General features: G+C 69.2%; 27 protein-coding genes. 10 read left to right on the plus strand and 17 right to left on the minus strand.

Annotated elements, in window-relative coordinates; genetic code table 11:
• The first annotated feature begins 23 nt into the window (after positions 1-23).
• Positions 24-1,169 (plus strand): Mrp/NBP35 family ATP-binding protein, encoded by a 1,146-nt coding sequence (locus ABD156_RS47065; RefSeq protein WP_344288612.1) that lies wholly within the window; start codon positions 24-26, stop codon positions 1,167-1,169.
• A gap of 58 nt (positions 1,170-1,227) precedes the next feature.
• Here the strand turns inward: ABD156_RS47065 and ABD156_RS47070 are convergent, their stop codons facing one another.
• The 5 genes from ABD156_RS47070 to sigE all read right to left on the minus strand — a co-directional run bounded on the left by ABD156_RS47070 (position 1,228) and on the right by sigE (position 6,008).
• Positions 1,228-1,731, minus strand: a complete 504-nt coding sequence (locus ABD156_RS47070; RefSeq protein WP_344288614.1) for a hypothetical protein — start codon at positions 1,729-1,731, stop codon at positions 1,228-1,230.
• 180 nt (positions 1,732-1,911) lie between these two features.
• Positions 1,912-2,340, minus strand: coding sequence for a Sec-independent protein translocase protein TatB (gene tatB, locus ABD156_RS47075; RefSeq protein WP_344288616.1), 429 nt, complete (start codon positions 2,338-2,340; stop codon positions 1,912-1,914).
• A gap of 200 nt (positions 2,341-2,540) precedes the next feature.
• Positions 2,541-4,073: a trypsin-like peptidase domain-containing protein gene (locus ABD156_RS47080; RefSeq protein WP_344288618.1), complete on the minus strand. Its 1,533-nt coding sequence runs from the start codon at positions 4,071-4,073 to the stop codon at positions 2,541-2,543.
• 649 nt (positions 4,074-4,722) lie between these two features.
• Positions 4,723-5,397 (minus strand): anti-sigma factor family protein, encoded by a 675-nt coding sequence (locus tag ABD156_RS47085; RefSeq protein ID WP_344288620.1) that lies wholly within the window; start codon positions 5,395-5,397, stop codon positions 4,723-4,725.
• On the minus strand, positions 5,394-6,008 hold the full coding sequence (sigE, locus tag ABD156_RS47090) for an RNA polymerase sigma factor SigE (protein WP_037353366.1): 615 nt from the start codon (positions 6,006-6,008) through the stop codon (positions 5,394-5,396). Before sigE ends, ABD156_RS47085 begins: the two co-directional genes overlap by 4 nt.
• A gap of 224 nt (positions 6,009-6,232) precedes the next feature.
• On the opposite strand from sigE, the gene ABD156_RS47095 reads away from it, so the two are divergent.
• On the plus strand, positions 6,233-6,889 hold the full coding sequence (locus ABD156_RS47095) for an O-methyltransferase (RefSeq protein ID WP_344288622.1): 657 nt from the start codon (positions 6,233-6,235) through the stop codon (positions 6,887-6,889).
• Positions 6,890-6,921: 32 nt separating this feature from the next.
• Here the strand turns inward: ABD156_RS47095 and ABD156_RS47100 are convergent, their stop codons facing one another.
• Positions 6,922-8,112, minus strand: a complete 1,191-nt coding sequence (locus ABD156_RS47100) for an MFS transporter (protein WP_344288625.1) — start codon at positions 8,110-8,112, stop codon at positions 6,922-6,924.
• 63 nt (positions 8,113-8,175) lie between these two features.
• Between ABD156_RS47100 and ABD156_RS47105 the strand changes: the two genes are divergently transcribed.
• Entirely contained in the window at positions 8,176-9,072 is an 897-nt protein-coding gene (locus tag ABD156_RS47105) for a LysR family transcriptional regulator (RefSeq protein WP_344288627.1), read from the plus strand.
• 82 nt (positions 9,073-9,154) lie between these two features.
• Positions 9,155-9,943, plus strand: a complete 789-nt coding sequence (gene map, locus ABD156_RS47110) for a type I methionyl aminopeptidase (RefSeq protein ID WP_344288629.1) — start codon at positions 9,155-9,157, stop codon at positions 9,941-9,943.
• On the opposite strand, the gene ABD156_RS47115 is transcribed toward map, so the two are convergent.
• Complete coding sequence (locus tag ABD156_RS47115) at positions 9,940-11,379, minus strand: leucyl aminopeptidase family protein (protein WP_344288631.1); 1,440 nt, start codon at positions 11,377-11,379, stop codon at positions 9,940-9,942. The two genes, map and ABD156_RS47115, sit on opposite strands and share 4 nt — an antisense overlap.
• Positions 11,380-11,467: 88 nt before the next feature.
• A complete protein-coding gene (locus ABD156_RS47120) occupies positions 11,468-11,635 on the minus strand; it encodes a DUF3117 domain-containing protein (RefSeq protein WP_005155393.1) in 168 nt (55 codons plus the stop codon).
• Positions 11,636-11,837: 202 nt separating this feature from the next.
• Between ABD156_RS47120 and ABD156_RS47125 the strand changes: the two genes are divergently transcribed.
• Positions 11,838-12,632 carry an enoyl-CoA hydratase-related protein gene (locus ABD156_RS47125; RefSeq protein ID WP_344288651.1) on the plus strand — a complete coding sequence of 265 codons (795 nt, stop codon included), beginning with the start codon at positions 11,838-11,840 and terminating at the stop codon, positions 12,630-12,632.
• 280 nt (positions 12,633-12,912) lie between these two features.
• Here the strand turns inward: ABD156_RS47125 and ABD156_RS47130 are convergent, their stop codons facing one another.
• The 5 genes from ABD156_RS47130 to ABD156_RS47150 are packed head-to-tail and all read right to left on the minus strand — an operon-like array spanning position 12,913 to position 15,259.
• The gene (locus tag ABD156_RS47130) at positions 12,913-13,476 is read right to left on the minus strand and encodes a DNA-3-methyladenine glycosylase I (protein ID WP_344288653.1); all 564 of its coding nucleotides are present in this window, start codon (positions 13,474-13,476) and stop codon (positions 12,913-12,915) included.
• Positions 13,473-13,928, minus strand: coding sequence for an SRPBCC family protein (locus ABD156_RS47135; protein ID WP_344288655.1), 456 nt, complete (start codon positions 13,926-13,928; stop codon positions 13,473-13,475). The genes ABD156_RS47130 and ABD156_RS47135 overlap by 4 nt, the downstream gene beginning before the upstream one ends.
• Positions 13,921-14,250 carry a DivIVA domain-containing protein gene (locus ABD156_RS47140; protein WP_182894391.1) on the minus strand — a complete coding sequence of 110 codons (330 nt, stop codon included), beginning with the start codon at positions 14,248-14,250 and terminating at the stop codon, positions 13,921-13,923. Before ABD156_RS47140 ends, ABD156_RS47135 begins: the two co-directional genes overlap by 8 nt.
• On the minus strand, positions 14,247-14,945 hold the full coding sequence (locus ABD156_RS47145) for a permease prefix domain 1-containing protein (protein WP_344288657.1): 699 nt from the start codon (positions 14,943-14,945) through the stop codon (positions 14,247-14,249). Before ABD156_RS47145 ends, ABD156_RS47140 begins: the two co-directional genes overlap by 4 nt.
• Positions 14,942-15,259 carry a helix-turn-helix transcriptional regulator gene (locus ABD156_RS47150; protein WP_344288659.1) on the minus strand — a complete coding sequence of 106 codons (318 nt, stop codon included), beginning with the start codon at positions 15,257-15,259 and terminating at the stop codon, positions 14,942-14,944. Before ABD156_RS47150 ends, ABD156_RS47145 begins: the two co-directional genes overlap by 4 nt.
• 140 nt (positions 15,260-15,399) lie before the next feature.
• Between ABD156_RS47150 and ABD156_RS47155 the strand changes: the two genes are divergently transcribed.
• From ABD156_RS47155 to cydC, 4 genes are read left to right on the plus strand one after another with little or no spacing between them, the layout of a single operon-like run.
• Positions 15,400-16,563 carry a cytochrome ubiquinol oxidase subunit I gene (locus ABD156_RS47155; RefSeq protein ID WP_344288661.1) on the plus strand — a complete coding sequence of 388 codons (1,164 nt, stop codon included), beginning with the start codon at positions 15,400-15,402 and terminating at the stop codon, positions 16,561-16,563.
• A 3-nt stretch (positions 16,564-16,566) separates the two neighbouring features.
• Positions 16,567-17,556, plus strand: a complete 990-nt coding sequence (locus ABD156_RS47160; RefSeq protein WP_344288663.1) for a cytochrome d ubiquinol oxidase subunit II — start codon at positions 16,567-16,569, stop codon at positions 17,554-17,556.
• 12 nt (positions 17,557-17,568) lie between these two features.
• On the plus strand, positions 17,569-19,068 hold the full coding sequence (gene cydD, locus ABD156_RS47165) for a thiol reductant ABC exporter subunit CydD (protein ID WP_344288665.1): 1,500 nt from the start codon (positions 17,569-17,571) through the stop codon (positions 19,066-19,068).
• A complete protein-coding gene (gene cydC, locus ABD156_RS47170) occupies positions 19,065-20,573 on the plus strand; it encodes a thiol reductant ABC exporter subunit CydC (protein ID WP_344288668.1) in 1,509 nt (502 codons plus the stop codon). Before cydD ends, cydC begins: the two co-directional genes overlap by 4 nt.
• Here the strand turns inward: cydC and ABD156_RS47175 are convergent.
• Both ABD156_RS47175 and ABD156_RS47180 read right to left on the minus strand, forming a co-directional pair.
• Positions 20,557-21,105, minus strand: a complete 549-nt coding sequence (locus ABD156_RS47175; protein ID WP_344288670.1) for a hypothetical protein — start codon at positions 21,103-21,105, stop codon at positions 20,557-20,559. The two genes, cydC and ABD156_RS47175, sit on opposite strands and share 17 nt — an antisense overlap.
• 138 nt (positions 21,106-21,243) lie before the next feature.
• Positions 21,244-22,149, minus strand: coding sequence for a glucosyl-3-phosphoglycerate synthase (locus tag ABD156_RS47180; RefSeq protein WP_344288672.1), 906 nt, complete (start codon positions 22,147-22,149; stop codon positions 21,244-21,246).
• 54 nt (positions 22,150-22,203) lie between these two features.
• On the opposite strand from ABD156_RS47180, the gene ABD156_RS47185 reads away from it, so the two are divergent.
• Positions 22,204-22,878 carry a lysophospholipid acyltransferase family protein gene (locus tag ABD156_RS47185; protein WP_344288674.1) on the plus strand — a complete coding sequence of 225 codons (675 nt, stop codon included), beginning with the start codon at positions 22,204-22,206 and terminating at the stop codon, positions 22,876-22,878.
• A gap of 4 nt (positions 22,879-22,882) precedes the next feature.
• Here ABD156_RS47185 and ABD156_RS47190 read toward each other — a convergent pair whose 3' ends face one another.
• Complete coding sequence (locus ABD156_RS47190) at positions 22,883-23,425, minus strand: LOG family protein (RefSeq protein ID WP_344288676.1); 543 nt, start codon at positions 23,423-23,425, stop codon at positions 22,883-22,885.
• Positions 23,425-24,210, minus strand: coding sequence for an LOG family protein (locus ABD156_RS47195; protein WP_344288678.1), 786 nt, complete (start codon positions 24,208-24,210; stop codon positions 23,425-23,427). The genes ABD156_RS47190 and ABD156_RS47195 overlap by 1 nt, the downstream gene beginning before the upstream one ends.
• Positions 24,211-24,243 lie beyond the last annotated feature (33 nt).

Raw genomic sequence — 24,243 nt, forward strand, 5'->3', positions numbered from 1 at the left:
TGGGCAGTACGTACGATGGAAGCGTGACTGGTACACAGCAGCTCCCCAGCGTCGACGACGTCCGCACCGCGCTGAAGGACGTGTACGACCCGGAAATCAAGAAACCGATCACCGACCTCGGCATGGTCAAGGACGTGGCGGTCGGCGACGACGGGGTGGTCGACGTCGGGATCTACCTCACGGTGGCGGGCTGTCCGCTGAAGGCGACGCTGACCGCGGACACGAAGAAGGCCGTCTCGAAGCTCCCCGGCGTCGCCGACGTGCGGGTCGAGCTGGACGTGATGAGCGACGAGCAGCGCACTGAGCTGCGCAAATCGCTGCGCGGTGACGCGGCGGAGCCGGTGATCCCGTTCGCGCAGCCGGGTTCGATGACGCGGGTCTACTGCGTGGCTTCCGGCAAGGGCGGCGTCGGCAAGTCGTCGGTGACGGTGAACCTGGCCGTGGCGATGGCCGAGCGCGGGCTGTCGGTCGGCGTCGTGGACGCGGACATCTACGGCCACTCGGTGCCGCGCATGCTGGGCGCGCGCGAGAAGCCGACCAAGGTCGACACGATGATCATGCCGCCGCAGGCGCACGGCGTGAAGGTGATCTCGATCGGCATGTTCACGCCGGGCAACACCCCCGTCGTGTGGCGCGGCCCGATGCTGCACCGCGCGCTGCAGCAGTTCCTGGCCGACGTGTTCTGGGGCGACCTGGACATCCTGCTGCTGGACCTGCCGCCGGGCACCGGCGACATCGCGATTTCGGTGGCACAGCTGATCCCGAACGCGGAAATCCTCGTGGTGACCACGCCGCAGCAGGCCGCCGCCGAGGTGGCCGAGCGCGCGGGCGCGATCGCGATGCAGACGCGGCAGCGCGTCGCGGGCGTGATCGAGAACATGTCGTGGCTGGAAACCCCGGCCGGCGAACGCATCGAGGTCTTCGGCGCGGGCGGCGGCCAGACGGTGGCGGATTCGCTGTCGAAGTCGGTGGGCTCGACGGTGCCGCTGCTGGGCCAGGTCCCGCTGGACCCGCGCCTGCGCGAACAGGGCGACGAGGGCACCCCCATCGTGCTGTCCGACCCGGATGCCCCGGCGTCGCTGGTGCTGAAGGACGCGGCGAAGCAGCTGTCGGTCCGGGCGCGCGGTTTGGCCGGGATGATGCTGAACGTGAGCCCCGCCGGTCGCTGATTTTGGACAGCAAAAGAGGCGTGCACCCTTTCTCGAGTGCACGCCTCTTTTGTGGTGCTTAGGAGGCGTGCACGGTCACCAGGAGGGCGCCGGACTCGCGGAGCGTCACCTTGGTGTCGCCCGGCTTCGTCACCGTCCAGTCGATGTCCTCGGGCTTCTTCGCGGACACGTCGGCCGACTTGTCCGGCAGGTCCTGGACGTCGATGTTCTGCGACTGGTCGGACGTCACCTTGATCTTCACCTTGTTGCCGACCTTGACGTCGACGACCCCGGCCGGCGGCGTGACCTTCCCGCCCTGGTAGGCGATGGTGACCAGCACGTCGACGCCCGCCTCGCCGGTCTGCGCGCCGCGCTTGACGTTCGGCTGCTCACCGGTGGCACTGCCGTTCTCGCTCGCCGGGGCACTCGACGGAGCCACCGATCCGGACGGCATCGCCGGGGCGGGCACCGAGGTGTAGGTGGCGGGCGCTTTGGTGCTGGGCTCGTCGTCGGCACTGCACCCGGCGACGGCGAAGGCGGCCGCAGCGATCGTTCCGGCCAGCGCAGCCGCACGGCGTGACATATCGGGAACCTCCAGGGTCGGTTGAGCTGATGCCCTGAGGCTACCCAGCCTGATCAGCGCGTCGCGCGTCGGCTTGGCCAGTCGGTTTCGCACCGGGATTGCCGCGTACCAAGCGGCCTGCAGCGCGCACCGGTCGTGAGTGGCGATCACGGTTCGCACCGGGATTGCCGCGCACGAGGATCAGGTGGCGTCCGGATCCACCGGTGGACGCTCGCCGGGCTTCAACGGCTCCGGCTGCGGCAACGCGGTCTGCGGCTTGATCGTCGGAGCCCCGCTCGACCCGTTCCCGTTGCCGTTGCCGTTCAGCTCGTTCTTGAACCCGTTCAACCCCAGCGGATCCGAATCCCCGTCGAACAAATGCTGCGTCACAACCCGCTTCGGGTCGAGATTCCGCAGGCCGCGCAGGTCTTCGAGAGGTTTGCGCAACTGGTCGAACTCCGGGCCCATCTCCTCGCGCAGCTGCTCGCGCGCGCCGGTCGCGAAGTCGCGGGCCTTGCGGACGCTCTTCGCCATCCAGGCCGCCGCTTCGGGCAGCCGTTCGGGTCCGAGGATGAAAAGACCCGCGATGATGAGCACGAGGATCTCGCCCCAGCCGACACTGTCGAACACCCGTGAAACCTCCGCTCGGTGCTGCCCCGCCCAAGACTACCCGGGCCGTTTCGCGTCCCGGCAGGCCCGAACGTCGCACGGCAGCTACTGTGCCGATCGTTACTAACCCGACCACAGCCACGGCCGAATGGCTTCGCGGCGACGGTCACGTGCCGCGCGGGGGGTCGGCCTACTTTTGGCCGGATTAGTAAGAACGGGTGTCAGTCCGACCCGAGCGTGACGTCCACCACCAGCAGCGCGCCGTCGCGGGCCAGCTGCACCGGAACCACCTGGCCGGGGTCGTGGCTGCGCACCGCGACGGTCATCTCGGCGGAATCGCGCACGACGTGGTCGCCGATCTTGGTGATCACGTCGCCTTCCTTGATCCCCGCGCCCGCGGCCGGCCCGCCCGGGGCGACGTTGCGCACCTGCGCGCCCATCGTCGACGAACCGGCGACCGTCGAGGCCGAGTTGATCCCGATGTCGGCGTGCTTGACCTTGCCGTCCTTGATCAGCGCCTTGGCAATCTTGATGGCGTAGTCGCTGGGAATGGCGAACCCGATGCCGATGCTGCCGCCGTCGGAGCTGGACGAGCGGATCGCGGAGTTGATCCCGACCAGCGCGCCCCTCGAGTCGACGAGCGCCCCGCCCGAGTTGCCGTGGTTGATCGCGGCGTCGGTCTGGATGGCGGAGTAGGTGACCGGAGCCGCCCCGTTGTCGCCGCCCGCGGTGACCGGCCGGTCGAGCGCGCTGACGATGCCGGAGGTGATCGAGTTCTGCAGCGCCAGCGGCGACCCGACCGCGATCACCGCGTCCCCGACCTGCAGATCGGAGGACTTGCCGACCTGCATCACGACCGGGTTCGACACGTTGACCTTCACCACGGCGAGGTCGGTTTTCTGGTCCGCGCCCACGACCTTGGCCTCGGTGCGGGTCCCGTCGTTGAACACCGCGGTGACCTTCGTGGCCGCGTCGCCGACCGCGGTCGCGACCACGTGCTCGTTGGTGAGGATGTATCCCTGCGGGTCGATCACCACGCCGGAACCCTGCTCGCCGCTGTCCGCCCCGGGCTTGACCACCTCAAGCGAAACCACCGCAGGAGCCACCCGCCGCGCGATGTCCGCGAGCGACCCCGGAGGCCGCTCCTTGGCCGCCTCCGCCTCGGAAATCGTGGCACTGCCGGTCAGCGAGGACCCGGTGTCCGCGACCCACCAGCCGACCAGCCCGCCCACCGCGCCGATCACCAACGCGACCACGCCAAGCAACGCCAACGCCTTCGGCTGCACCCGCCGCCCGAACAACACCTCAGGCAAGCTCAACTGCGCACCGCTGGGCAGCTTCGGCTTCTCGCCCTCGTCCTCTTCCGGGACCACCGCGGGCCCGGCCAGCACGGCCCCAGCCGCCGGATCCCGCCAAGGATCGCTGGTATCAGTCCACAACGGATCTTCCGCGGCGCCGTTCTCCCCGGACGCCTCGAGCGGCCGCTGCAACCGCACACCCTCAGCCCCCGCAGGCCTGCTGAACGCCTCCGCGAGCGATTCGGGCGTCGGCGGCGCGAGACTGAGCTTCTGCTGCCCATTCCCGTTGGGCGGCGGGGTGTAAAGCTTGTCGAAGGCCCCCTCAACCCCGTGCGGACGCCCGAAGACAGCCGCCTGCTGCTGATCCACCGCAGGCCGCTCAAGCGGCCGAGGACCCAGCCGGTCCGTTCCCACGGCACCAGACTGGTCAGAATGAGCGTTCGGCTGGTCGGTCATCATTCCCCGGGAAGCGGTTCAGTAAGGCTTGTTGGACGATACCCAAGCCTAGGGAGAGTCTGCCCAGACCGCAGTGAAATGGCTGTTGCCTGCTCCCCTCGCGCACGCACTTCCCGCCCCCCGCCCTGCCGAACTTCCGTGAGGGGAACCCTCACGGACTCAGAGTCCCTCAGGGTTCCCCTCACGCCCGCCGCAGTCCGCGAGAGACCCCTCTTCACAGCCCACCCGCTCGCTCACCCACCGCCGCCATGCGCCCCAATGCCACATTGGGTGCGCCCCACGCACCCAATGCCACATTGGGTGCATCCCACGCACCCAACGCCACATTCGGCGCGCCCCACGCACCCAACGCCACACTCGGCTCGCCCCACGCACCCAATGCGGCATTCGGTGCGCCACATGCACCCAATGCCACATTGGGGGCGCAAGCCCCGCCCACTCACCAACCGCAGCCGATGCACCCAACCGTCAAGGCAGCCACACCCCCCGCACCCCGATACGAAGCCAAAAACACGGCGCGGGGGTGCTTGTCAAGGCATCTTTCCCGCCTTGACAAGCACCCCCGCGCCGTAGTCACACTCAGCTTCGGGGTGGTGGCCCCCACCCGATCGCAATGTCGCCGCCAGGCGACGAGCCGCCCGCGAGAGACCTACCGAGCCGCCACAGCAGCCCCAGCCCGAACCATCCCAGGCTCCGGCTCAACTTCCGGAGCCACCGACTCCGCCTCGCCCCCCGACCGAGGCACAGTCATCTGCGCCGGAAGCAAATTCGCATTAGGCACCCGAACCGGCCCGGTCCCCGTGGTCCCTTCCCCGCTATCCGCCGAAGTCCCGACGAGCGCGAGCGCGCTCAGCACGAGCCCGGACACGACGACCCCGGCCCCTTGCGCGGCCCGCTTCCGACTGAACGCGAACCGACCGCCGCCGAGCACGTTCGCTGACTGCCCGAGCGGCGCGGTTGTTCCCAACGGCGCGGCACCCCCGAGCACTCCCGCGTCACGCAACCCGGCCACCCGCTCCGGCCGCTGGATCGCCACCAGCTGGCCATCCGCGGTGACCGCGAGATTATCCGGCGTACCAGGCAAATCAGTGTGCTCCGGAATCGACCGAAGACTGGCCAGGAACCCAGCCGACATCGACGGCGCACCCGCGTCCTTCACCGCCGCGACAGCCTGCCGCTGCGAGGTCACCTCGGCCGCGCAGTCCGGGCAGCGCGCGAGGTGCGCGAGCGCCCGGTCGTGGGCGACCGGCGTCAGCTCGCCGTCGACCAGTGCGACTACCGCGTCGGGCATGAGGTGGGATTCGGCGAAACGCCAGCCGGTCATACGGACACCTTCGCAGATTCCTCCCGGGTCGCGCGACGGCGCTCGAGCGACGCGCGCAGCGCCGAGCGGCCGCGGTGGATGCGGCTGCGCACGGTGCCGAGCTTGACGCCCAGCGTCGCGCCGATCTCCTCGTACGACAGTCCTTCGACGTCGCACAGCACGACCGCGGCCCGGAACTCCGGGGGCAGCTCGTCGAGCGCCTCCTGCAGGTCTGGGTCCAGGTGGGTGTCGCTGTAGTGCTGCTCGGGGCTCGGGTCGTCGCCGACGATCCGGTCGGTGTCCTCGGGCAGTCCCTCCATGCGCACGCGCGAGCGGCGGCGCGCCATGTCGAGGAACAGGTTCGTGGTGATCCGGTGCAGCCAGCCCTCGAAAGTGCCCGGCTTGTACGACGCGAGCGACCGGAAGACGCGGATGAACGTCTCCTGGGTCAGGTCCTCGGCGTCGTGCGTGTTGCCGGTGAGGCGGTAGGCGAGCCGGTAGACGCGGTCGGCGTGTTCGCGCACGACCTCGTCCCACGAGGGCGGAGTCCAGGCCGCCTCGGCTGCGTCCACGGTCACCGGAGCGGCCTCCGGCAGTTCGGCGTTCTGCATCAGGGGAGCAGGCACCTCCATCTGGGTCAACTCCTCTTCACCTCTGCCAACGCGGGCCGGGCACACGGTGTTCCCGTGTGGTTGAGACTCAGTCTGTCCGGCTTCCTTATGGAACTCATGAGACCGATCTGAGAGCAGCCTGAGAAGTTGGCCTTTCCAGGGTTTTCGCGGGCTTTCCCGGGACCGGAGGGCGCTTACCAGGGAGCCTTCGCTGATTTATCGACAACCAGCGCTAACCTTCGCGCGTGAGTTCGGGGACAGAGGCGGCGGCCGAGACCGGGGCGGTCGGCGCCGAGCAGGTCGACGGGTACCTGCCCGACGACGACGTGCTGACCGCGGCGCGGCTGCGCGGGGCCGACCTCGGTTGCGCCCCGCTGGCCCCCGGAGCAGGCACGACGCTGCGTTTTCTCGCCGCGACGGTCGCCGCGCGGGCGGTCGTGGAGGTCGGCACCGGATCCGGCGTGAGCGGGCTGTACCTGCTGCGCGGGATGGCCGCCGACGGCGTGCTGACCTCGATCGACGTCGAACCGGAGTACCAGCGGGCAGCGCGCAAGACCTTCCTCGAAGCGGGCTACCCGCCGGGCCGGATGCGGCTCATCGTCGGCCGCGCGCTGGACGTGCTGCCGCGGCTCACCCCCGGCGGCTACGACCTGGTGTTCGTCGACGCCGCGCGGATCGAGTACCCCGGCTACTACGAGCAGGGCGTCGCGCTGCTGCGCCGCGGCGGGGTGATCGTGTTCCACCAGGTCCTGGCGGGCGGGCGGCTCACCGACCCGGCCCGGCGCGACCCGGAGACGATGGCGCTGCGCGAGGTCGCGCGGGCCGTGCGCGAGGACGACCGGCTGGTCCCGGCGCTGCTGCCGGTCGGCGGCGGACTACTGGTGGCCACGGCGTGCTCGTGAGTGTTCAAGCCGGTTAGAACCGGCATAGCCACTCACGACCCCACCAGCACCCGTTCCTCTCGCCGCGCCCTTGTGCCCACCTGCACCGCCACCACAGCCAGCCCCAGCCACACCACGACGGCCACGATCAACCAGTTCCACCCAGCCGCCCCGTAGACGACGCTGCCGACCCCGCCGCCGACGCTGCTGCCCAGGTAGTACATGAGCATGTACAGCCCGCCGACCTGGCCGCGCGCGTTCTCCGGGGCCTCGGCCGCGGCCCAACTGTTCGCGATCGAGTGCGCGGCGAAGAAGGCCGTCGTCAGCACCAGAAAACCGACGACGATCAGCGGCAGCGAATCCGGGATCGTCAGCAGCGCGCCGACCGCGGTCAGCAGCAGCACCCCGACCAGCGCCTGCCGACGCCCGATCCGCGCGGACAGCCGGTTGGCCGTGGCCGACGAGACCGAGCCCAGCGCGTACGACACGAACACCAGCGACGCGATCGCCGGCGACAGGTTCAGCGGCTCGCCGGTCAGCCGGAACCCGGCCGCGTTGTACAGCGCGACGAACGCGCCCATGGCCAGCAGCGCGACGGCGTACTGCGCGAGCAACACCGGCCGCCGCACCGCGGTAAGCAGGCCGACGCCGATGTCGCGCAGCCCTTGCCGCTCCCCCGTCTTGACCGGCGATGGCGGCAGCATCACCACTGTCACGACCGCGCAGACCAGCGAAATCCCGGCCACCACGTACAGCGCGCCGCGCCAGCCGAACGGACCGGCGGTGAATCCGGTGGCCAGCCGTCCGGTCATGCCGCCGATGGTGTTGCCCGCGATCATCGCCCCGACCGCGGCCGCGACGCCGGTCTTCCCGAGCCGTTCCACGAGGTAAGCCGTGGCCACGCCGGGGAATCCGGCGATCGCGACGCCCTGCACCGCGCGCAGCACCAACAGCAACGAGTAGTCCGGCACCAGCGGCAGCAGAAGCCCGAGCACCGAGGAGATCACGACGGACGCGATGATCACCGGCCGTCGGCCGACCACCTCGGACAAGGCGGCGATGGGCAGCACGGAAATCGCCAGCGCACCGGTCGCCACGCTGACCGCGAGCGCCGCGCCGCCGGGATCGAGGTGGTACTGCCCGGCGAGCTGCGGCAGGACCGCTTGCGGCGCGTAGAGCAGGGCGAACGACGTGAAGCCCGCGGCGGCGACCGCGACCTTGACCCGGCGGGCGGAGGAGAGCATGACCTTGAAAGTAAGCTTGGCTAATCAATACGTCTAATACGTTGATCTGCCATCATTCATACCGTGCCGAATGAGAGCCTCACCGCGCAGCTCGTCCCGCACCTGTCTCTGCTGGCCACGCTGCGGAGCACTGGAAACGTCACCCGCACGGCCGAAATCCTCGGAGTGCCGCAACCCACAGTCAGCAGGCGGCTGGCCGCGCTGGGACACGCCCTCGGCGCGCCGCTGACCGTGCCCGACGGCCGGGGCGTCCGGCTCACCCGCGCCGCCGAGCTGCTGGCCGACGCCGCGGAACGCGCGCTGCCGGTGGTCGACGCCGGAGTCCGCCTCGCCCGCGAGGAGATCGAACCGGCGAGCGGGCGCGTCGTGCTCGGCTTTCTGCACCTGCTCGGCCGGTCGCTGGTGCCGGAATTGCTGCGCGCGTATCGCGAACAGGCCCCGACCGCCCGGTTCTCCCTCGTGCAAGGTTCGCTGCAGGACATGGTCGACCGGCTCGTGTCCGGCGAACTCGATCTCGCCCTGCTCGCCCCGGTCGTCGAGGACGAACGGCTGGAGACGGTCGTGCTCGACCGGCAGCCGATCCACCTCTCGGTTCCCGCCGGACATCGACTGGCCGGACGACGCAGCGTGCGCGTGGCGGAGCTGGCTGACGAGCCGTTCGTTCTCCTGGAACCCGGCTACGGTCTGCGAAGGATCACCGACGACCTCTGCGCCGCCGCCGGTTTCACGCCGAAGGTCGCCTTCGAGGGTCAGGAATCCGACACTGTCCGCGGACTCGTCGGCGCAGGCCTGGGCGTCGCGCTCCTGCCGCGCTTCGAACCCGGCTCCCCGGCCGGCGTCGCGGAGGTCCCGCTGCACCCGCCGGTCCACCGGACGATCGGGCTCGCCTGGCGCGCCGGGGAGCCGCTTTCGCCCGCCGTCCAAGCATTCCGAGACCATGTGCTCGGCAGGACGGACTAACGGCCAGGGTGGTATTTGTATCCCGGTACCGTGCTAGCGTTTCCGGTATAGAAATACCGGAACCTGAGGACGCGAGGTAGTCGTGATCGAGCTGAAGACGCCTGCGGAGATCGACCGCATGCACGTGACCGGGCGGTTCATCGCCGAGGTGCTGACCGAGGTCGGCAAGCTCGCCGACGTCGGCGTGAACCTGATGGACCTGGAGCACCACGTGCGCGGCATGATCAAGCGGCGCGGAGCCGTCTCGTGCTACTGGGACTACGCGCCGTCGTTCGGCGAGGGCCCGTTCCGCAACGTCATCTGCCTGTCGGTGAACGACGCCGTCCTGCACGGCCTGCCGCACGATTACACCCTCCGCGACGGCGACGTGCTCACCGCGGACATCGCGGTCACCATCGACGGCTGGGCCGCGGACTCCGCGCGCACGGTCATCGTCGGCACGCCCGCCGAGGAGGACCAGCGGATCATCCGGGCCACCGAGGAAGCGCTCGAAGCCGCGATCAAGGCGTCGCGCGCGGGCAACCGGCTCGGCGACATCTCGGCCGCGATCGAGGAGGTCGCGACCGGCTACGGCTACCCGGTCAACACCGAGTTCGGCGGGCACGGCATCGGCCGCACCATGCACGGCGAACCGCACGTGTCCAACCGCGGCAAGGCAGGCCGGGGCATGAAACTCCGGCCGGGCCTGACGCTCGCGCTGGAACCGTGGCTGGCGCGCACGACGGACAAGATCGTTTACGACCCGGACGGCTGGACCATCCGCTCGGCCGACGGCTCGCGTACCGCGCATTCGGAGCACACGGTGGCGATCACCGACGGGGAGCCGATCGTGCTCACCCGCCGGGACGAAGAGCTGGCGGGCAGGAACTAGCCCTCGTAGGAGGCCGCGAACTCCACCAACGTCCGAGCCGCGAACCCCGACGCGCCCGGCACCACGTCGTCATACGGCTTGTCCGCGCGCGCCGGGCCCGCGATGTCCAGGTGTGCCCACGGCAGCCCCGCCGTGAACTCGCGCAGGAACAGCGCCGCCATGATCCCGCCGGGGCCGCCGGGGGCCTGCCGGACGTCGCCCAGCTCGCCTTCGATGCCGGTCGCGTAGTCCTCGACCAGCGGCATCCGCCACCACGCCTCACCGGCGCGGGCACCAGCCTCGATCACCCGCGCGGCGAGGTCGTCGTCGGTCGCGAAGACGCCGCCGGTGCGCACGCCCAGCGACACCTTCATCGCGCCGGTCAGCGTGGCCGCGTCGACGATCAGGTCCGGCTTGAACTGGGCGATGCCGTACGCGAGCGCGTCCGCCATCACCATCCGGCCCTCGGCGTCGGTGTTGCCGACCTCGGTGGTCTGGCCGCCGTAGTGCCGCACGATGTCGCCCGGCCGGTACGAGCCGCCGGAGACGTGGTTTTCCGCGGCGGGCACCAGCGCGGTGACGCGTACCGGCAGCTTCAGCTCGGCGATCGCGCGCATCGCGGCGATCACGGCCGCGCCGCCCGCCATGTCGGTGCGCATCAGGTGCATGCCGTCGGCCGGCTTCAGCGAAATGCCGCCGGTGTCGAAGGTGATCCCCTTGCCGACGAACAGCAGGTGCTTCGTCGCGCCGCGCGGGCGGTACGCCATTTCGATCAGGCGCGGCGGCGAAACCGAACCGCCGCCGACCGCCAGGACTCCGCCGAACCCCTTGTCGGCGAGCCACTTCTCGTCTCGCACGGTCACGTCGACGGTGCCGCCCAGCACCTTCGCCGCGGTGTTCGCCAGCCATGCCGGGTTCTTGATGTTGGACGGCGTGTTCGCGAGATCGCGCGTAAAGGCAGCAGCCGCCGCGAGAACGCGTACGCGCGCGACTGCCTCTGCGTACGCGGGCACGGCGCGCTCGTGCGCGACAACGAGGCGTACGGCGGGTACCGGCGGCTTCGGCTCTGTCGTGGTGACCACAAACCGGTAACCGCCCAACGACAGTCCAACCGCGAATTCGGCGGCGTGCTCCGCTGTCGCGTCTTCGGGCAGTACGACCTGGACTGTCCGGATCGGACGGTTCTCGGCCGCTTCGCGCATCGCGCGCGCCAACGCGGCACCGGTCCGGCGAAAGTCCTTCGGCGCGCCTTCGCCGATACCGGCGACCCAGCGCGGGCCGTCGCCGTCTTCGGGCACTTCGCGCACTTCGGCGGTGCGTCCGCTCGACCCGTACGCTGCGCCTTCCTCCGCCTCGGCCGGCGCGACCAGCACTGCTCGCGGGATTCCGCGGCGCGTCGCGGCGACGACCTCGATTTCGGGCAGCTTCGTGGGAACGGGTGGTAGCGAGTTACGCACAGCGAGCAACCTTAGGGCGCAGACGAACCGACCCCGGCCTCCAAGAGGAGACCGGGGTGCACAGTGGACAGAGCGGGGAGAGCGCAGGTCAGCCAGTGACCTCCTGCAGCGCAGCGCCGAGGTCCTTCGCTTCCTCCGCGGAGAGCTCGACGACCAGCCGGCCGCCACCCTCCAGTGGCACCCGCATGACGAGGCCCCGCCCCTCCTTGGTCACTTCGAGGGGACCATCTCCGGTCCGGGGCTTCATGGCCGCCATAGCGTGCTCCCTCCGTCTCAACCGGCGCGCCCGGGTCGCGCACTCCCATGCCAGCCGGGTCTCGTCCCCCATTGTCCCTCATCAGCGCCCGGGCGCGAACGCGGACCGATCATTTGCCGCCGCATCGGTGCTGGTATGCCGCCCGCCGAGGGTGCGAGACTCAGTCCCGAGAACCCGAGCCGCCGCTTCAGAGGAGCATTTCGTGACCACATCCGACGTCCTGTTGACCGCCGACGCCGACGGCGTGCGCACCCTGACCCTGAACCGGCCGGAGGCGTACAACTCGCTGACCGTCGAGCTCAAGGAGCGCCTGCTCGCCGAGCTGCGCGCGGCCGCCGAGGACCCGGACGTCCGCGCCGTCGTGCTCACCGGGACCGGCAAGGCGTTCTGCGCCGGACAGGACCTCAAGGAGCACGTCGGCCTGCTGCAGGCGAACGACCCGGCCCCGCTGCACACGGTCAGCGACCACTACAACCCGATCGTCAAGGCCATCACCGGGATGCCGAAGCCGGTCATCGCGGCGGTGAACGGCACTGCGGCCGGCGCTGGGGCGGCCTTCGCTTACGCGAGTGATCTGCGGATCGCGGCGGAGTCGTCTTCGTTTTTGATGGCGTTCGCGAATGTCGGGCTGGGGCCGGACTCGGGGGCGTCTTGGACGTTGCAGCGGTTGATCGGGTACGGGCGGGCTGCCGAGTTGATGCTGATGGCTCGGACGGTGGACTCGGCTGAGGCCTTGCGGATCGGGCTTGTCGGGGAGGTTGTGCCGGACGAGGAGCTGGCGGCTCGGGCGCAGAAGGTGGCTGCGAAGTTGGCTGGGGGGCCGACGGTGGCTTACGCGAAGATCAAGGGGGTGTTGGCGGTGGCGGCTGAGTCTTCGTTGGAGGAGGCGTTGGCGGCTGAGGATGCGGCGCAGACTGCGTTGGGGGCTACTGCTGATCATTCGGAGGCGGTGGAGGCGTTTGTGGGGAAGCGTCGGCCTAACTTTCAGGGGAAGTGAGGCTTAGAGAGGAGCGGCGGAGCCGCTGAAAAGAGCGGCTTCGCCGCGGAAAAGAAGGGTGCGGTGGGGCACCCCGAAGCTTGATTGTGCTGACGGTCTGGGGTGGCTTGTCAAGGCGGGAAAGATGCCTTGACAAGCCACCCCAGACCGCAGAGAGGCTTCGTATCGGGGTGCGGGGGAGGGGCTGGGTGCACCGATTGTTGGGTGCATCGGCTGCGGTTTAGGGCTGTGAGGGGAACCCTGAGGGACTCTGAGTCCCTGAAGGTGGCCCTCACGGACCTCACGTTGCGCGGAAGCAGCCTTTTACGTGGTCGTCGACCATGCCGGTGGCTTGCATCAGGGCGTAGCAGGTGGTGGGGCCTAGGAAGGCGAAGCCGCGTTTTTTCAGGTCTTTGGCCATTGCCTTCGACTCGTCGGTGATCGCTGGTACATCCGCCATGGTGCGGGGGCGGCGGTGTTTTGCGGGGGCGAAGGACCACAGGAGCTCGTCTAGCGGGATGTCCAGGTCTGCTACGGCGCGGGCGTTCTTCACCGCTGCCTCTATTTTCGCGCGGTTGCGGACGATGCCTGCGTCCTGCATCAGGCGTTCGACGTCCTTCTCCTTGAAGCGCGCGACCTTCTCGGGGGCGAAGCCGCGGAAGGCTTTTCGGAAGTTCTCGCGTTTGCGCAGGATGGTGATCCAGGACAGTCCGGACTGGAACGACTCTAGGCACAGGCGTTCGTACAGCTCGGCCTCACCATGAAGCGGGACGCCCCACTCCTCGTCGTGGTACGCCGCGTAGTCGGGGGTCGAGTTGCCCCAGCTGCAGCGGGCGATTCCGTCTTCGCCCAGCAGGTCCGTCATTGTTCCCCCATTGAATAGTTCTCCGCGAAGCTCGCGAACTGGCGCAGCGAGTGGCGCACTCCTAGTGCGAACGCGGGACGCGCCAGGGGCCAGCCTGCGCGGCCTAGCAGGCCGAACGGCAGTTTGAGGTGTTCGGCCCAGACGAAGGTGCAATGGCTGGCGCCCTTGGCCAGTACCTGGAAGACCCCGGTTCCCTGCACGAGGCTGCCCAGGTGGCGCACTGTGCAGCGCAGGGGCGGTTCCCAGGTGGTGATCTCCATGGCGTCGGTGAAGCCGATGCCGCCGAAGCCGGTGAAGGCCGACAGCTTCGAGCCGACGCTGCGGCCGTTGCCTTCGATGACCCGCACCTGCGTGCCGAGCATCCACTCGCCTTGGCGGGCCCAGTCGGTGAGCGCTAGCCAGGTCGTTCCAGCCGGTGCCGCGACGTCTACCGACAGCACCAGGTCACTCACCTGCCGGCCTCCGGTGCGCCGCTTCGCGCGGTTGCTGCGCGGCTTCCAGGCGGGCGACTCGTTCGCGCAGTTCGTCCAGTTCAACACCGGTCCTGCGCAGCACCCAGTCTACTTCGGACATCTTGTACCCGCGGAACACCAGCTGGAAGCGCACCTGGCGGACGTCCTCGCCGGTGATGTCCTCGGCGGGCAGGCGGGTGGGCGAGCTGCCGGGCGGCAGCGGCGCCAGTTCCTCGCCCCGGCCGAACACCACAGCGGCCAGGAGGAACACCACGGCGGCCACCAGCAGCATGACTACGAGGTAGATCAGCGCGGTCGTCACGCGACGATCGTGGCACACCGTCCCCAGGAACGTCGCGCTAGCACGACAAGTCGGAACGACAGGACCACCCACGAGACCATCAGCAAGCCGCACGGGCCGCTGAGGAACAGGCGCGCCGCGTCGACTATCCCGGTCGCTCCGATCAGCAGCAGGATCGAGAACAGGTTGAGGCCCACCGCGATCGCGCCCAGCACTCGGCAGATGCCGGCCGTGCGGACGCCGTCGAATCGGCGGCTCAGCAACCGCGTGCTCAGCAGGGCGAGAAGGCCGAGCACGGGCACGGCGTAGAGCGCGGTGTGGGTGAGCTGCGTGACGTACGGGTACCAGCCGGGGTTCGGCGTGGTCAGCCGCGACCAGGAGCCGTACGTGAAGATGCGCGCCAGCTCCCACGACGCCTGCATCGCGGGCACGCCGAGGACGAGCAGCCACAACGTCCGTACGCCGTTGTGCATGCTCAGTTCCGCTTGGTAGTCACCGGCGACCTCGCGGACGTGGCCGAAATCCGCTACCGCGCGGCGTTGCGCTTCCGCCTCGCTCCAGCCGCCCTCGCGGTACGCCTCGGCCGCGTCCCGCAAACCGTCGCGGGCTTCGGCGAGCAGATCCGCCTTCGCGCCGCGGCGGCCGACCAGCGCTCGGTCCAGCTCGGCCAGGTAGCCGTCGATCGGGCTGGTCGCGGCCCGGCTTGTCGTGGTCATGGTTCCAGCACCCCGCCGATCACCGTGGTGAACTCCCGCCACTGCGACCGTTCCGCGGCCAGCGCCTGCTGTCCGGCGCGCGTGAGCCGGTAGGTGCGCCGTTTGCGGCCGGACACCACGTCCCACTCGCTCGCCAGCCAGCCGGCGCGCTCGAGCCGGCGCAACGCCGGGTACACCGTGCCGGTGGGCAGGTCGAGCGCTCCGTCGCTACGCAGCGACAGCGCCTCGATGATCGCGTAGCCGTGCAGCTTGCGGCCGTCGAGGACGGCGAGCAGCAACGCGTCGAGGTGTCCGCGCAACGTGTCCGCTTTCATAGGTCGTCAGTCTACCCATCTTGTCCTTGGCAGGCTAATCTCCGCGGCCCGCGCGACCGTCCGGGAAAAACCCTGAGATCTCCCCGATCTCATAGGTTTACCCGCTACATGTAGACACACTACCTATAGGATCCGTCGGCATGGACCCACTGCCGATCGCGAGACTCCAGTTCGCGACCACCACCTCGCTTCACTTCCTGTTTGTGCTGCTCACCTTGGGTTTGGTGACCATGGTGGCGATCATGCAGACGCGCGCGACGATCCGCGGCGGCGAGCAGCCGCACCGGATGACCACGTTCTGGGGCCGTCTGTACGTGGTCAACTACGCACTCGGAATCGTCACCGGAATCGTGATGGAATTCCAGTTCGGGATGACCTGGACCGGGCTGTCCGCGTTCGCCGGGGATGTTTTCGGCGCGCCGCTCGCGATCGAGACGCTGGTGGCGTTCTTCCTGGAATCGACGTTCCTCGGATTGTGGATCTTCGGCCGCGGCCGGATGAACAAGTGGCTGCATCTCGCGGTGCTGTGGCTGGTCACGCTGACCGCCTACGCCTCGGCGCTGTTCATCATGGTCGCCAACTCCTTCCTGCAGAACCCGGTCGGTTCGCGGATGGAGAACGGCGTGCTGCGCCTGGACGACTTCGGCGCGTTGTTCGCGAACCCGGCGCTGGTCGCGTCGCTGCCGCACGTCCTCGGGGCCGCGCTGCTGACCGGCGGGTTCTTCGTGACCGGGGTCAGCGCATATCACTTTCTCAAGCGCACCAACGAGATCGACTTCTTTCGCCGGTCGCTGCGGATGGGCGTCGTGACGTCGCTGATCGGCAGCGTGCTGGTGGTCCAGGCCGGGTTCGCGCAGTTCGCGGAGGTCGCCGGGTATCAGCCGGACAAGTTCAAGGGCTCGGCGGGCGTCGGGCTGCCGCTCGGGATGATGATCATGGTCGGCTTCTTCGCGTTTTTCGCCTCGCTGATCGGCACGCTGCTGCTGTTTCGCGACCTGCTGCTGCGGGCGCGGCCGGTGCTCTTCCTGATGGTGCCGGGGATCGCCGTGCCGTTCGTCGCCGCGATCCTGGGCTGGCTGGTCCGCGAGATCGGCCGTCAGCCGTGGCTGGTGTGGGGCAAGCTGCGCACCGCGGACGCGGTCGCCGACGTCAGCGGCGGGCAGATCCTGTTCTCCTTCACCGCTTTCACGCTGTTGTTCGTCGTGCTGGCCATCGCCGACTGGGTGCTGCTCGCCCGGATCGCCAAACGCGGCCCGGCTGTCGCGACGGCGGAAACCGAACTTCCTGTCCTGAGTGGAGTGTGACCCGTGGTGACGATCTGGTGGGGTGTGCTCGGCTTGCTGCTGGGCGGCTACTTCGCGTTGGCCGGCTACGACTACGGCGTCGGGATGCTGCTGCCCGCGCTCTCCCGCTCCGGCGACGAGGCTGGACAGCGGCGGGTGCTCGGCGCGGTCGGCCCGTTCTTCCTGGCCAACGAGGTGTGGCTGGTCGCGGCCGTCGGGGTGTTGTTCGGCGCGTTCCCGCATCTGGAAGGCCGGGTGTTCGCCGGGGCTTACGTGCTGGTGGTGCTGTTGTTGCTGGGATTGGTCACCTTCAGTGCGGCAGTGCAGCTGCGGAGTCGACATCCGGAAGGCAACCGGCGCGGGTGGACGTTCGCCATTACCGCGGGCGCGTTGGTCACGGCGGTCTCGTGGGGGTTATTCCTCGGCAACCTCGTGCGCGGGCTTCCGCTCGATGCGCAAGGGCGTCCGGCTGACGACGTCTTGGCACTGTTCAATCCGTACGCGGTGCTGTGGGGGCTCGGATTTGTCGCGCTGTTCTGCTTGCAGGGGCTGGTTTTCCTCGCGGTGCGCGGTCCCGTCGAGATCGCCGGCCGGGTTCGTCGGTTGACTCGCTCCTTCCTGGCTCCGGTCGGCGTGTTCCTGGTGGTCGCGACTATTTGGGGCGCTTTCTCGGTTTCCGACGTTTCTTGGGCTGCGTTAGCGGTTGTCGCCATTGGTTTCGCGGCCTATTCGACTGTCCTCTTCGGACTCCGTCGACCACGGTTGGCGCTGCCCGCCGTGATGCTTCTGAGCGCCTGCCCGGCGCTGCTGGTCGGCGTGCTGCGCTTCCCCGTGGTCCTGTCGGCACCGACGGGCTACCAGCTGACCGTCGATCAGGCCGCCACCACGCCGGACATGGCCGCGGTGATCGGCTGGTTCGCCGCGCCCGCGCTCCTCGTCTTGATCGCCGTGCAGTGGCTGACCTGGCGGGCACATCGGCGTCCGGTCGACGAGAAATCGTTGCTGCACTTCTGAAGGAGTCTCGCCATGCCTGCCCTACCTGGTCTCCGCGGTTACCTCGCGGCGCTCGCCGTGCTGGGTGTCGTCACCGCTGTCACCGTGCTTGTCCAGGCGGACGGGCTGGCGACCCTGCTCACCGGCGGCGGCGTTTCGGTCGCGCTGGTCGTCGCCGTCGGGGCGCGAATCCTTCTCGCCGTCGGACAGGGCCTGCTCACCAGTCATTTCACAGCTTCGGCGCAAGCAGGCCTGCGTCGCCGGTTGCTCGACGCGGCCGGCGACCCCGGCGCGACTGCCACGCGAATCACCAAAGGGGTCGATGCCACCGCGACCTACCTCACCGGCTACCTGCCCGCGATGATCCTGTCCGTACTGGTGCCAATCGCGGTACTGGCAAGGATTTTCACCGCCGATCTGACCTCCGCGTTGATCGTGACTGCCACTGTGCCGTTGATCCCGGTCTTCGGCGCACTCATCGGAGCACACACAAAAGCGCGTACACAATGGACACTGCTGACCCGGCTAGGCGGACACTTCCTCGACGTCGTCCGAGGGTTGCCGACGCTCAAGCTGTTCGGCCGTGCGCAAGCCCAGACCCGCATCGTGCGCGAGATGGCCAACGCACACGCCGACGCCACTATCCGGACGTTGAAGGTCGCTTTCCTTTCCGCGCTGGTGCTTGAACTCGTCGCCACGCTGTCGATCGCACTCGTCGCAGTACCGATCGGATTCCGGCTGCTATCCGGTTCGATGACCGCGCACACCGCGATGCTTGTCCTTGTCCTCGCACCCGAGGCATACCTACCGCTGCGCACCGCCGGAGCGAAGTTCCACGCCGCCGCCGAAGGACTCACCGCACTGAAGGAAATCTTCGACGCACCAACCGCTGTCCGCCGATCCGGCACGCGAACCCGCCGCCTCGGCCCACCGGAAGTGGCATTCGATCGCGTCTCTGTGCGTTACGGCGAAACCCAGGCGCTGTCCGAAGTGGACTTAACAATTCACCCCGGCGAACACCTCGCGCTAGTCGGGCCGAGCGGCTCCGGAAAGTCCACTCTGCTCGCGGTCCTGCTGGGTTTCGTCCAGCCGACGTCCGGCCGGGTCCTGATCGACGGCGTCGATCTGCGCGCCCTCGACCATTCGTCCTGGCTGCGCGACACCGCGTGGCTGCCGCAACGTCCGACGCTGTTTCGCGGCACCCTCAAGGAAAACACCGGCGGACGCCGGGTCGACGACATCGTCACCGACCTCCCCGACGGCTACGCGACCGAGATCGGCGAACTGGGCGCCGAACTGTCCGCCGGGCAACGGCAACGCGTCGGCCTGGCCCGCGCCTTGTCCCGCACCGAAGCCGGACTGGTCCTGCTGGACGAACCCACCGCCCGCCTCGACGCGCGCTCCGAAGCGACCGTGCTGGCAGGCGCGAGGGAACTGCTACCCGGACGCACCGCGGTCTTGGTCGCGCACCGACCGACGCTGGCCGCGCTCGCGTCGCGGACGGTCGAACTCAACCATGGGGTGACCGTATGAAACTCGTCCGCGCGACCCTTCTCGCCGTCGGCGCCGAACTCGCCGGACTCGGATTGACCGGCACCGCGGCGTGGCTGCTCATGCGCGCCGCCGAACAACCTCCGCTCGCCGCACTCACGCTCGCGATCGTCGCCGTGCGGGTTTTCGCGCTGGCCCGCGGCGGACTCCGCTACGCCGAACGCCTTGCCGGACACGACGTTGTCCTCCGCTACCTCGGTTCCCTGCGAACCCGGGTGTACCAAGCCCTTCTCCCCCGCCGCGTCGCCGAACACTCCGGCGCGGATCTGGTCACCCGCCTGGTGTCCGATGTGGACGCTGTACAGGACGCCATTCTCCGGCTCGCGCTACCGGCAGTGGTCGCCGGAACCGTCGGTCTCGCCGTGGTGGTTTTCGCTGGCTTGGTAAGCCTTCCGCTCGCCGGGATTGTCCTTATCGGACTCCTCACGGCAGTAATTCTTCTGGTGCCAAGAGGAAGAACACCCCAGAGACGACAGGAGCTCGCCGAACGCACCGTAGAACTCGTCCTCGGCCGCCACGAACTGATCGCCTACGGCTGGGAGCAACGCGAGAAAGACCGCGCCACCAAGGTAATCCAGGAACTAGCCGCGGACTCCCGGCGCACCGGCCGCCGCCTAGCCGTGGTCACCGCCGCCGGAGTGGCGGTGCAATTCGCGACCACCGCCGCAGTCGCATTGCTCAGCCCAGCAAGCATTCCGGTCACCGCGGCCCTCACCCTGACCACGATGGCCCTCTTCGAGCTGGTCCTGCCGCTGCTCACCGCCGCCGAGCGTATCCCCGAAATCCGCGCGTCGCTGAGCCGAGTACGCGCCGTCCTCGCCGCCCCAGCACCCGCCCCGGAACCAACCCCTGGACCAGGACATTTCCGGCTGGCCAACGTCAGCGTGCGTCATCCCGGCCGCCGCGCCGCGCTCGAAGGCATCGACCTCGACCTGCCGCCCGGCACCCGGCTCGGCATCCTCGGCCCCTCCGGGGCCGGAAAGACGACCCTGCTGCACGTCCTGCTCGGTTTCGTCTCCCCCACGTCCGGCGCGATCACCGTCGACGGCCGTCCCGTGGCCGGACCACACCCCGCCCTGATCTCCGGAGCACTCGCCGACGCGCACGTCTTCGCCACGACCGTCCGCGAAAACCTGCTGCTCGCCAACCCGGAAGCCACCGACGACGACCTGCGCGCCGCCTGCGAAACCGCGGGCTTCGACCTCCCGCTGGACCGGGACACCGGCCAGAACGGCGACGCCCTCTCCGGCGGTCAACGGCAACGCCTGATCCTCGCCCGCGCCGTACTCGCCGCGCCGCCAGTACTGGTCCTCGACGAACCGGTGGAAGGTCTCGACCCCGCACACGGCGACGAAGTCCTGGCCCGAGTTCTCGCGCAGGCCAAGGGAACCGTCGTGCTGGTGACGCACCGGCCGGAGCACGTCTACGGGTTCGACCAGGTCCTCACTCTCGAGGAGGGGCGACTAGCGCTCACCGTTCCCGGGTGAGCTGAATCGGCGGGTCCATCGGATGAATGTGGAACACGTCGTCAGCGTCGACGTACATGTTCACTTCCGGCGCACCTCGGAACAGAGCCACCACGACGTTGTCGAGCCGGACCCGTCCTCCGCCGAGATGGGTGATCCCCTTCGGCTCGTCGAGCTTGGCCAGCCAGTCAGCCTGCTTCGGGTCCATCGTGGCGAGATAAGTCCCGGTCCGGCCGGAGCGGACCTCGTGGTCGGCCAGGACGTCGCCCCACTGGGCGAGCGTGAGGATCTCGCGGATCGCGGCACCGAGAGTCTCGCGCCCTCCGTGCTCCACCGGTCCGTAGCTCGCCCGGCGGGCCAGCCCGCCGTGCCAGTAGCTGTAGTCGTCGCCGGGCACGGTCCGGACGACCGTGTGCCACGAGAGGCGCCGGTAATGGGGATGCGGGGCCAGCTCAGCCCAGCCGACCGGGAACCCGTCGCGGCTGCCGTCGTCCGCACAGACCTGCACGACCTTGCGATCCGGCTGCCGGATGGCCAGATTGCGTAGTTTCACCTGGTTCACGGTGCTGGAATCCAGCCGGTCTTTGGCCATGCCCATCGCCCCCGGTCGTTCGAGCCGAATCGGCCCCGAACGTAGCGTGCAGCGATGACATTTCGGTGAAAACCACCGCGTGTCCAATATGGACGGACGTCACGGCTGCCGGGCGGCCAGCACCTCCCGCATCGGCGGCCGGTCCGCCACCGGCACCTCCGTCACGTCCGGCACCCATTCCCCGGACACCTGCACGAACTGCGTGAACCGCGCCGCCTCCGCACTCGGCATTCCGCAGCGGGCCAGCGCGGTGCCGAGGATCTGCCGGGACATCACGCCGAGCTGCAACAGCGACCGGTTGCGGTGTTTGCGCACGCCGAGGTTGACCTGCGCCAAGCCGTCGAGGCCGTAGCGCTCTTCGGCGTCCAGCAGCAGGCCGATCTCCACGCCGTACCCGCCGGCGAACGGCACCGACTCCAGGAACTCTCGCGTGCCCGCGTACTCGCCGCCCAGCGGCTGCACCAGTTCGCCCAGCGCCGGGCGCAGCGCGGACAGCACCGGCCGCGCCAGCAGCTCGGTGACCCGGCCGCCGCCGGTGCTCTCCAGGCGCAGCGGGCGGCGGTAGAAGCCCTTGACCAGGTGCACGCCGTCCTCGGTGAGCAGCGGGCCGAGCAGCGAGGGCACGAACGCCGGGTCCGGGTCGACCAGGTCGGAGTCGAGGAACACCACCACGTCGCCGGTCGTCGCGGCGAGCGAGCGCCACAGCACCTCGCCCTTGCCGGGGCGCGGCGTCAGCTCCGGCACGACGTCCTCGCGGCGCACCACGCGGGCCCCGGCGGCCGCGGCGACCTCGACGGTCGCGTCCGTGGAACCTGAATCGACGACCACCAGCTCGTCGACGACCCCGCCGAGCAGCGGGCGCACCGACGCGACCACCGCGGCGACCGTTTCCTCCTCGTCCAACGCCGGCAGCACGACCGACACCGTCCGGCCGCGTTTGGCGGCGAGGATGTCCGCGGCGCTCCACCCGGGCTCCTGCCAGGTGCGACGGTGAAACCAGCTCATGGAGGCGATCGTGCCATGCTGGAACCGGCGCCCGATCCTCCGGAGGGAGAACCTTTGCTCACGCTGCTCGTCCGTTTCGTGCTCGGACCGCTGGTCCGCGTGCTGTACCGGCCCAAGGTCGAGGGCGTGGAGAACATTCCCGGGGACGGCCCGGTGCTGCTCGCCTCCAACCACCGGGCGGCGCTGGACACCGGTGTGATCACGTTCACCACGCCGCGGCAGGTCCGGTTCCTCGGCAAGGCCGAGTACTTCACCGGCAAGGGGCTCAAGGGCCGGTTCATCGCGAAATCGCTCGACGCGCTCGGGTACATCCCGGTCGAACGCGGCAACGCCCAGGCCGGGCTCGCCGCGCTCGAAGCGGGCCGCAAGGTGCTCACCGACGGCGGCGTGTTCGCGATCTACCCGGAGGGCACCCGCTCGCTCGACGGACGGCTGCACCGCGGGCACACCGGCGTCGCCGCGCTCGCGCTGTCCACCGGGGCGAAGGTGGTTCCGGTCGCGTTGTTCGGCACCGAGGGCATCCAGCCGAACGGCGCGAAAATCCCGCGGCCCGCCAAGATCCGGGTCCGGTTCGGCGAACCGCTGGACTTTTCGCGCTACGAGGGCCAGGACTCGTCCTCGGCGATCCGCCGGTCGGTGACCGACGAGATCATGTACGCGATCCTCGAACTGTCCGGACAGGAATACGTCGACACCTATCACAAACGGCCGGACGAAAAAGCGTCGTGACGCGTTATCCGACCGAGCGGCTCAGGATGTCGACCAGCTTGTCGGCATCAGACGCGACGCTGATCAACTCCCGGGTCTCCGGCCGCAGGAAACCCTTCTCCAGCATCTGATCGGCAAATGCCACGAGCGGCGAGTAATACCCGGCGACGTCGAGCAGTCCGATCGGCTTGCGGTGGATGCCGAGCTGCGCCCACGTCCACACCTCGAACAATTCCTCGAGGGTGCCGACGCCGCCGGGCAACGCGACGAACGCGTCCGACAACGCGGCCATTTTCGCTTTGCGCTGGTGCATGTCGGCGACCACGTGCAATTCGGTGAGCCCGCCGTGCGCGATTTCCACGCTCGACAGCACTTCCGGGATCACGCCGATCACTTCGCCGCCCGCCGCGAGCGCGGCGTTGGCCACCACGCCCATGGTGCCGACGCTCGCGCCGCCGTAGACGAGGCCGATTCCCCGCTGCGCCAGCAGTTTCCCGACGCCGGCCGCCGCCTCGGCGTACTCCGGCGAAAAGCCCTGCGCCGAACCGCAGAACACACAAATCCGCATCAGTGCGTGTCCTCCCAAGCCTGATAAGAGTCCTGCACGACGCGCACCGCGTCGTCGATGTCGTCGGTCAAGTGCAGCAGGGCGAGGTCCTTCTCGCCGATTTTCCCGCCGCCCAGCACCGATTTCTCGATCCAGTCGTACAGCCCGCCCCAGTATTCGGTGCCGAACAGCACCACCGGGAACTTCGTGACCTTCTTGGTCTGGACCAGGGTCAGCGCCTCGAACAGTTCGTCGAGCGTGCCGAATCCGCCGGGAAGGCAGATGAACGCCTGCGAATACTTGACGAACATGGTCTTGCGCGCGAAGAAATAGCGGAAGTTCACGCCGAGGTCGACCCACGGGTTCAGGCCCTGCTCGAACGGCAGCTCGATGCCCAGCCCGACGGAGAACCCGCCCGCCTCGTTCGCGCCGCGGTTCACCGCTTCCATCGCGCCCGGGCCGCCGCCGGTCATCACCGCGAATCCGGCGTCGGCGAGCGCGGCCCCGATCTTGCGGCCCAGTTCGTACTCCGGGTTGTCGCGTTTGGTGCGCGCCGAACCGAACACGGTCACCGCGCGCGGAACCTCGGCCAGCGCGCCGAACCCCTCGACGAACTCGGCCTGGATGCGCAGCACGCGCCACGGGTCGGTGTGCACCCAGTCGCTCGGCCCGCGCGAATCGAGCAGCCGCTGATCGGTGGTGCTGCCCTGATCGCGCCGATCGCGCCGGAGCACCACCGGGCCCTTGTGCCGCTCCACCGGACGTTCGGGGTACTGGCCGTCGGGAAACTCAGACTGTTCGCTCACCAGCCAAGCCTACGGGCCGAGCGGCCCCGGCGG

This window comes from Amycolatopsis albidoflavus (genome assembly GCF_039525725.1).
Lineage (GTDB): Bacteria > Actinomycetota > Actinomycetes > Mycobacteriales > Pseudonocardiaceae > Amycolatopsis > Amycolatopsis albidoflava.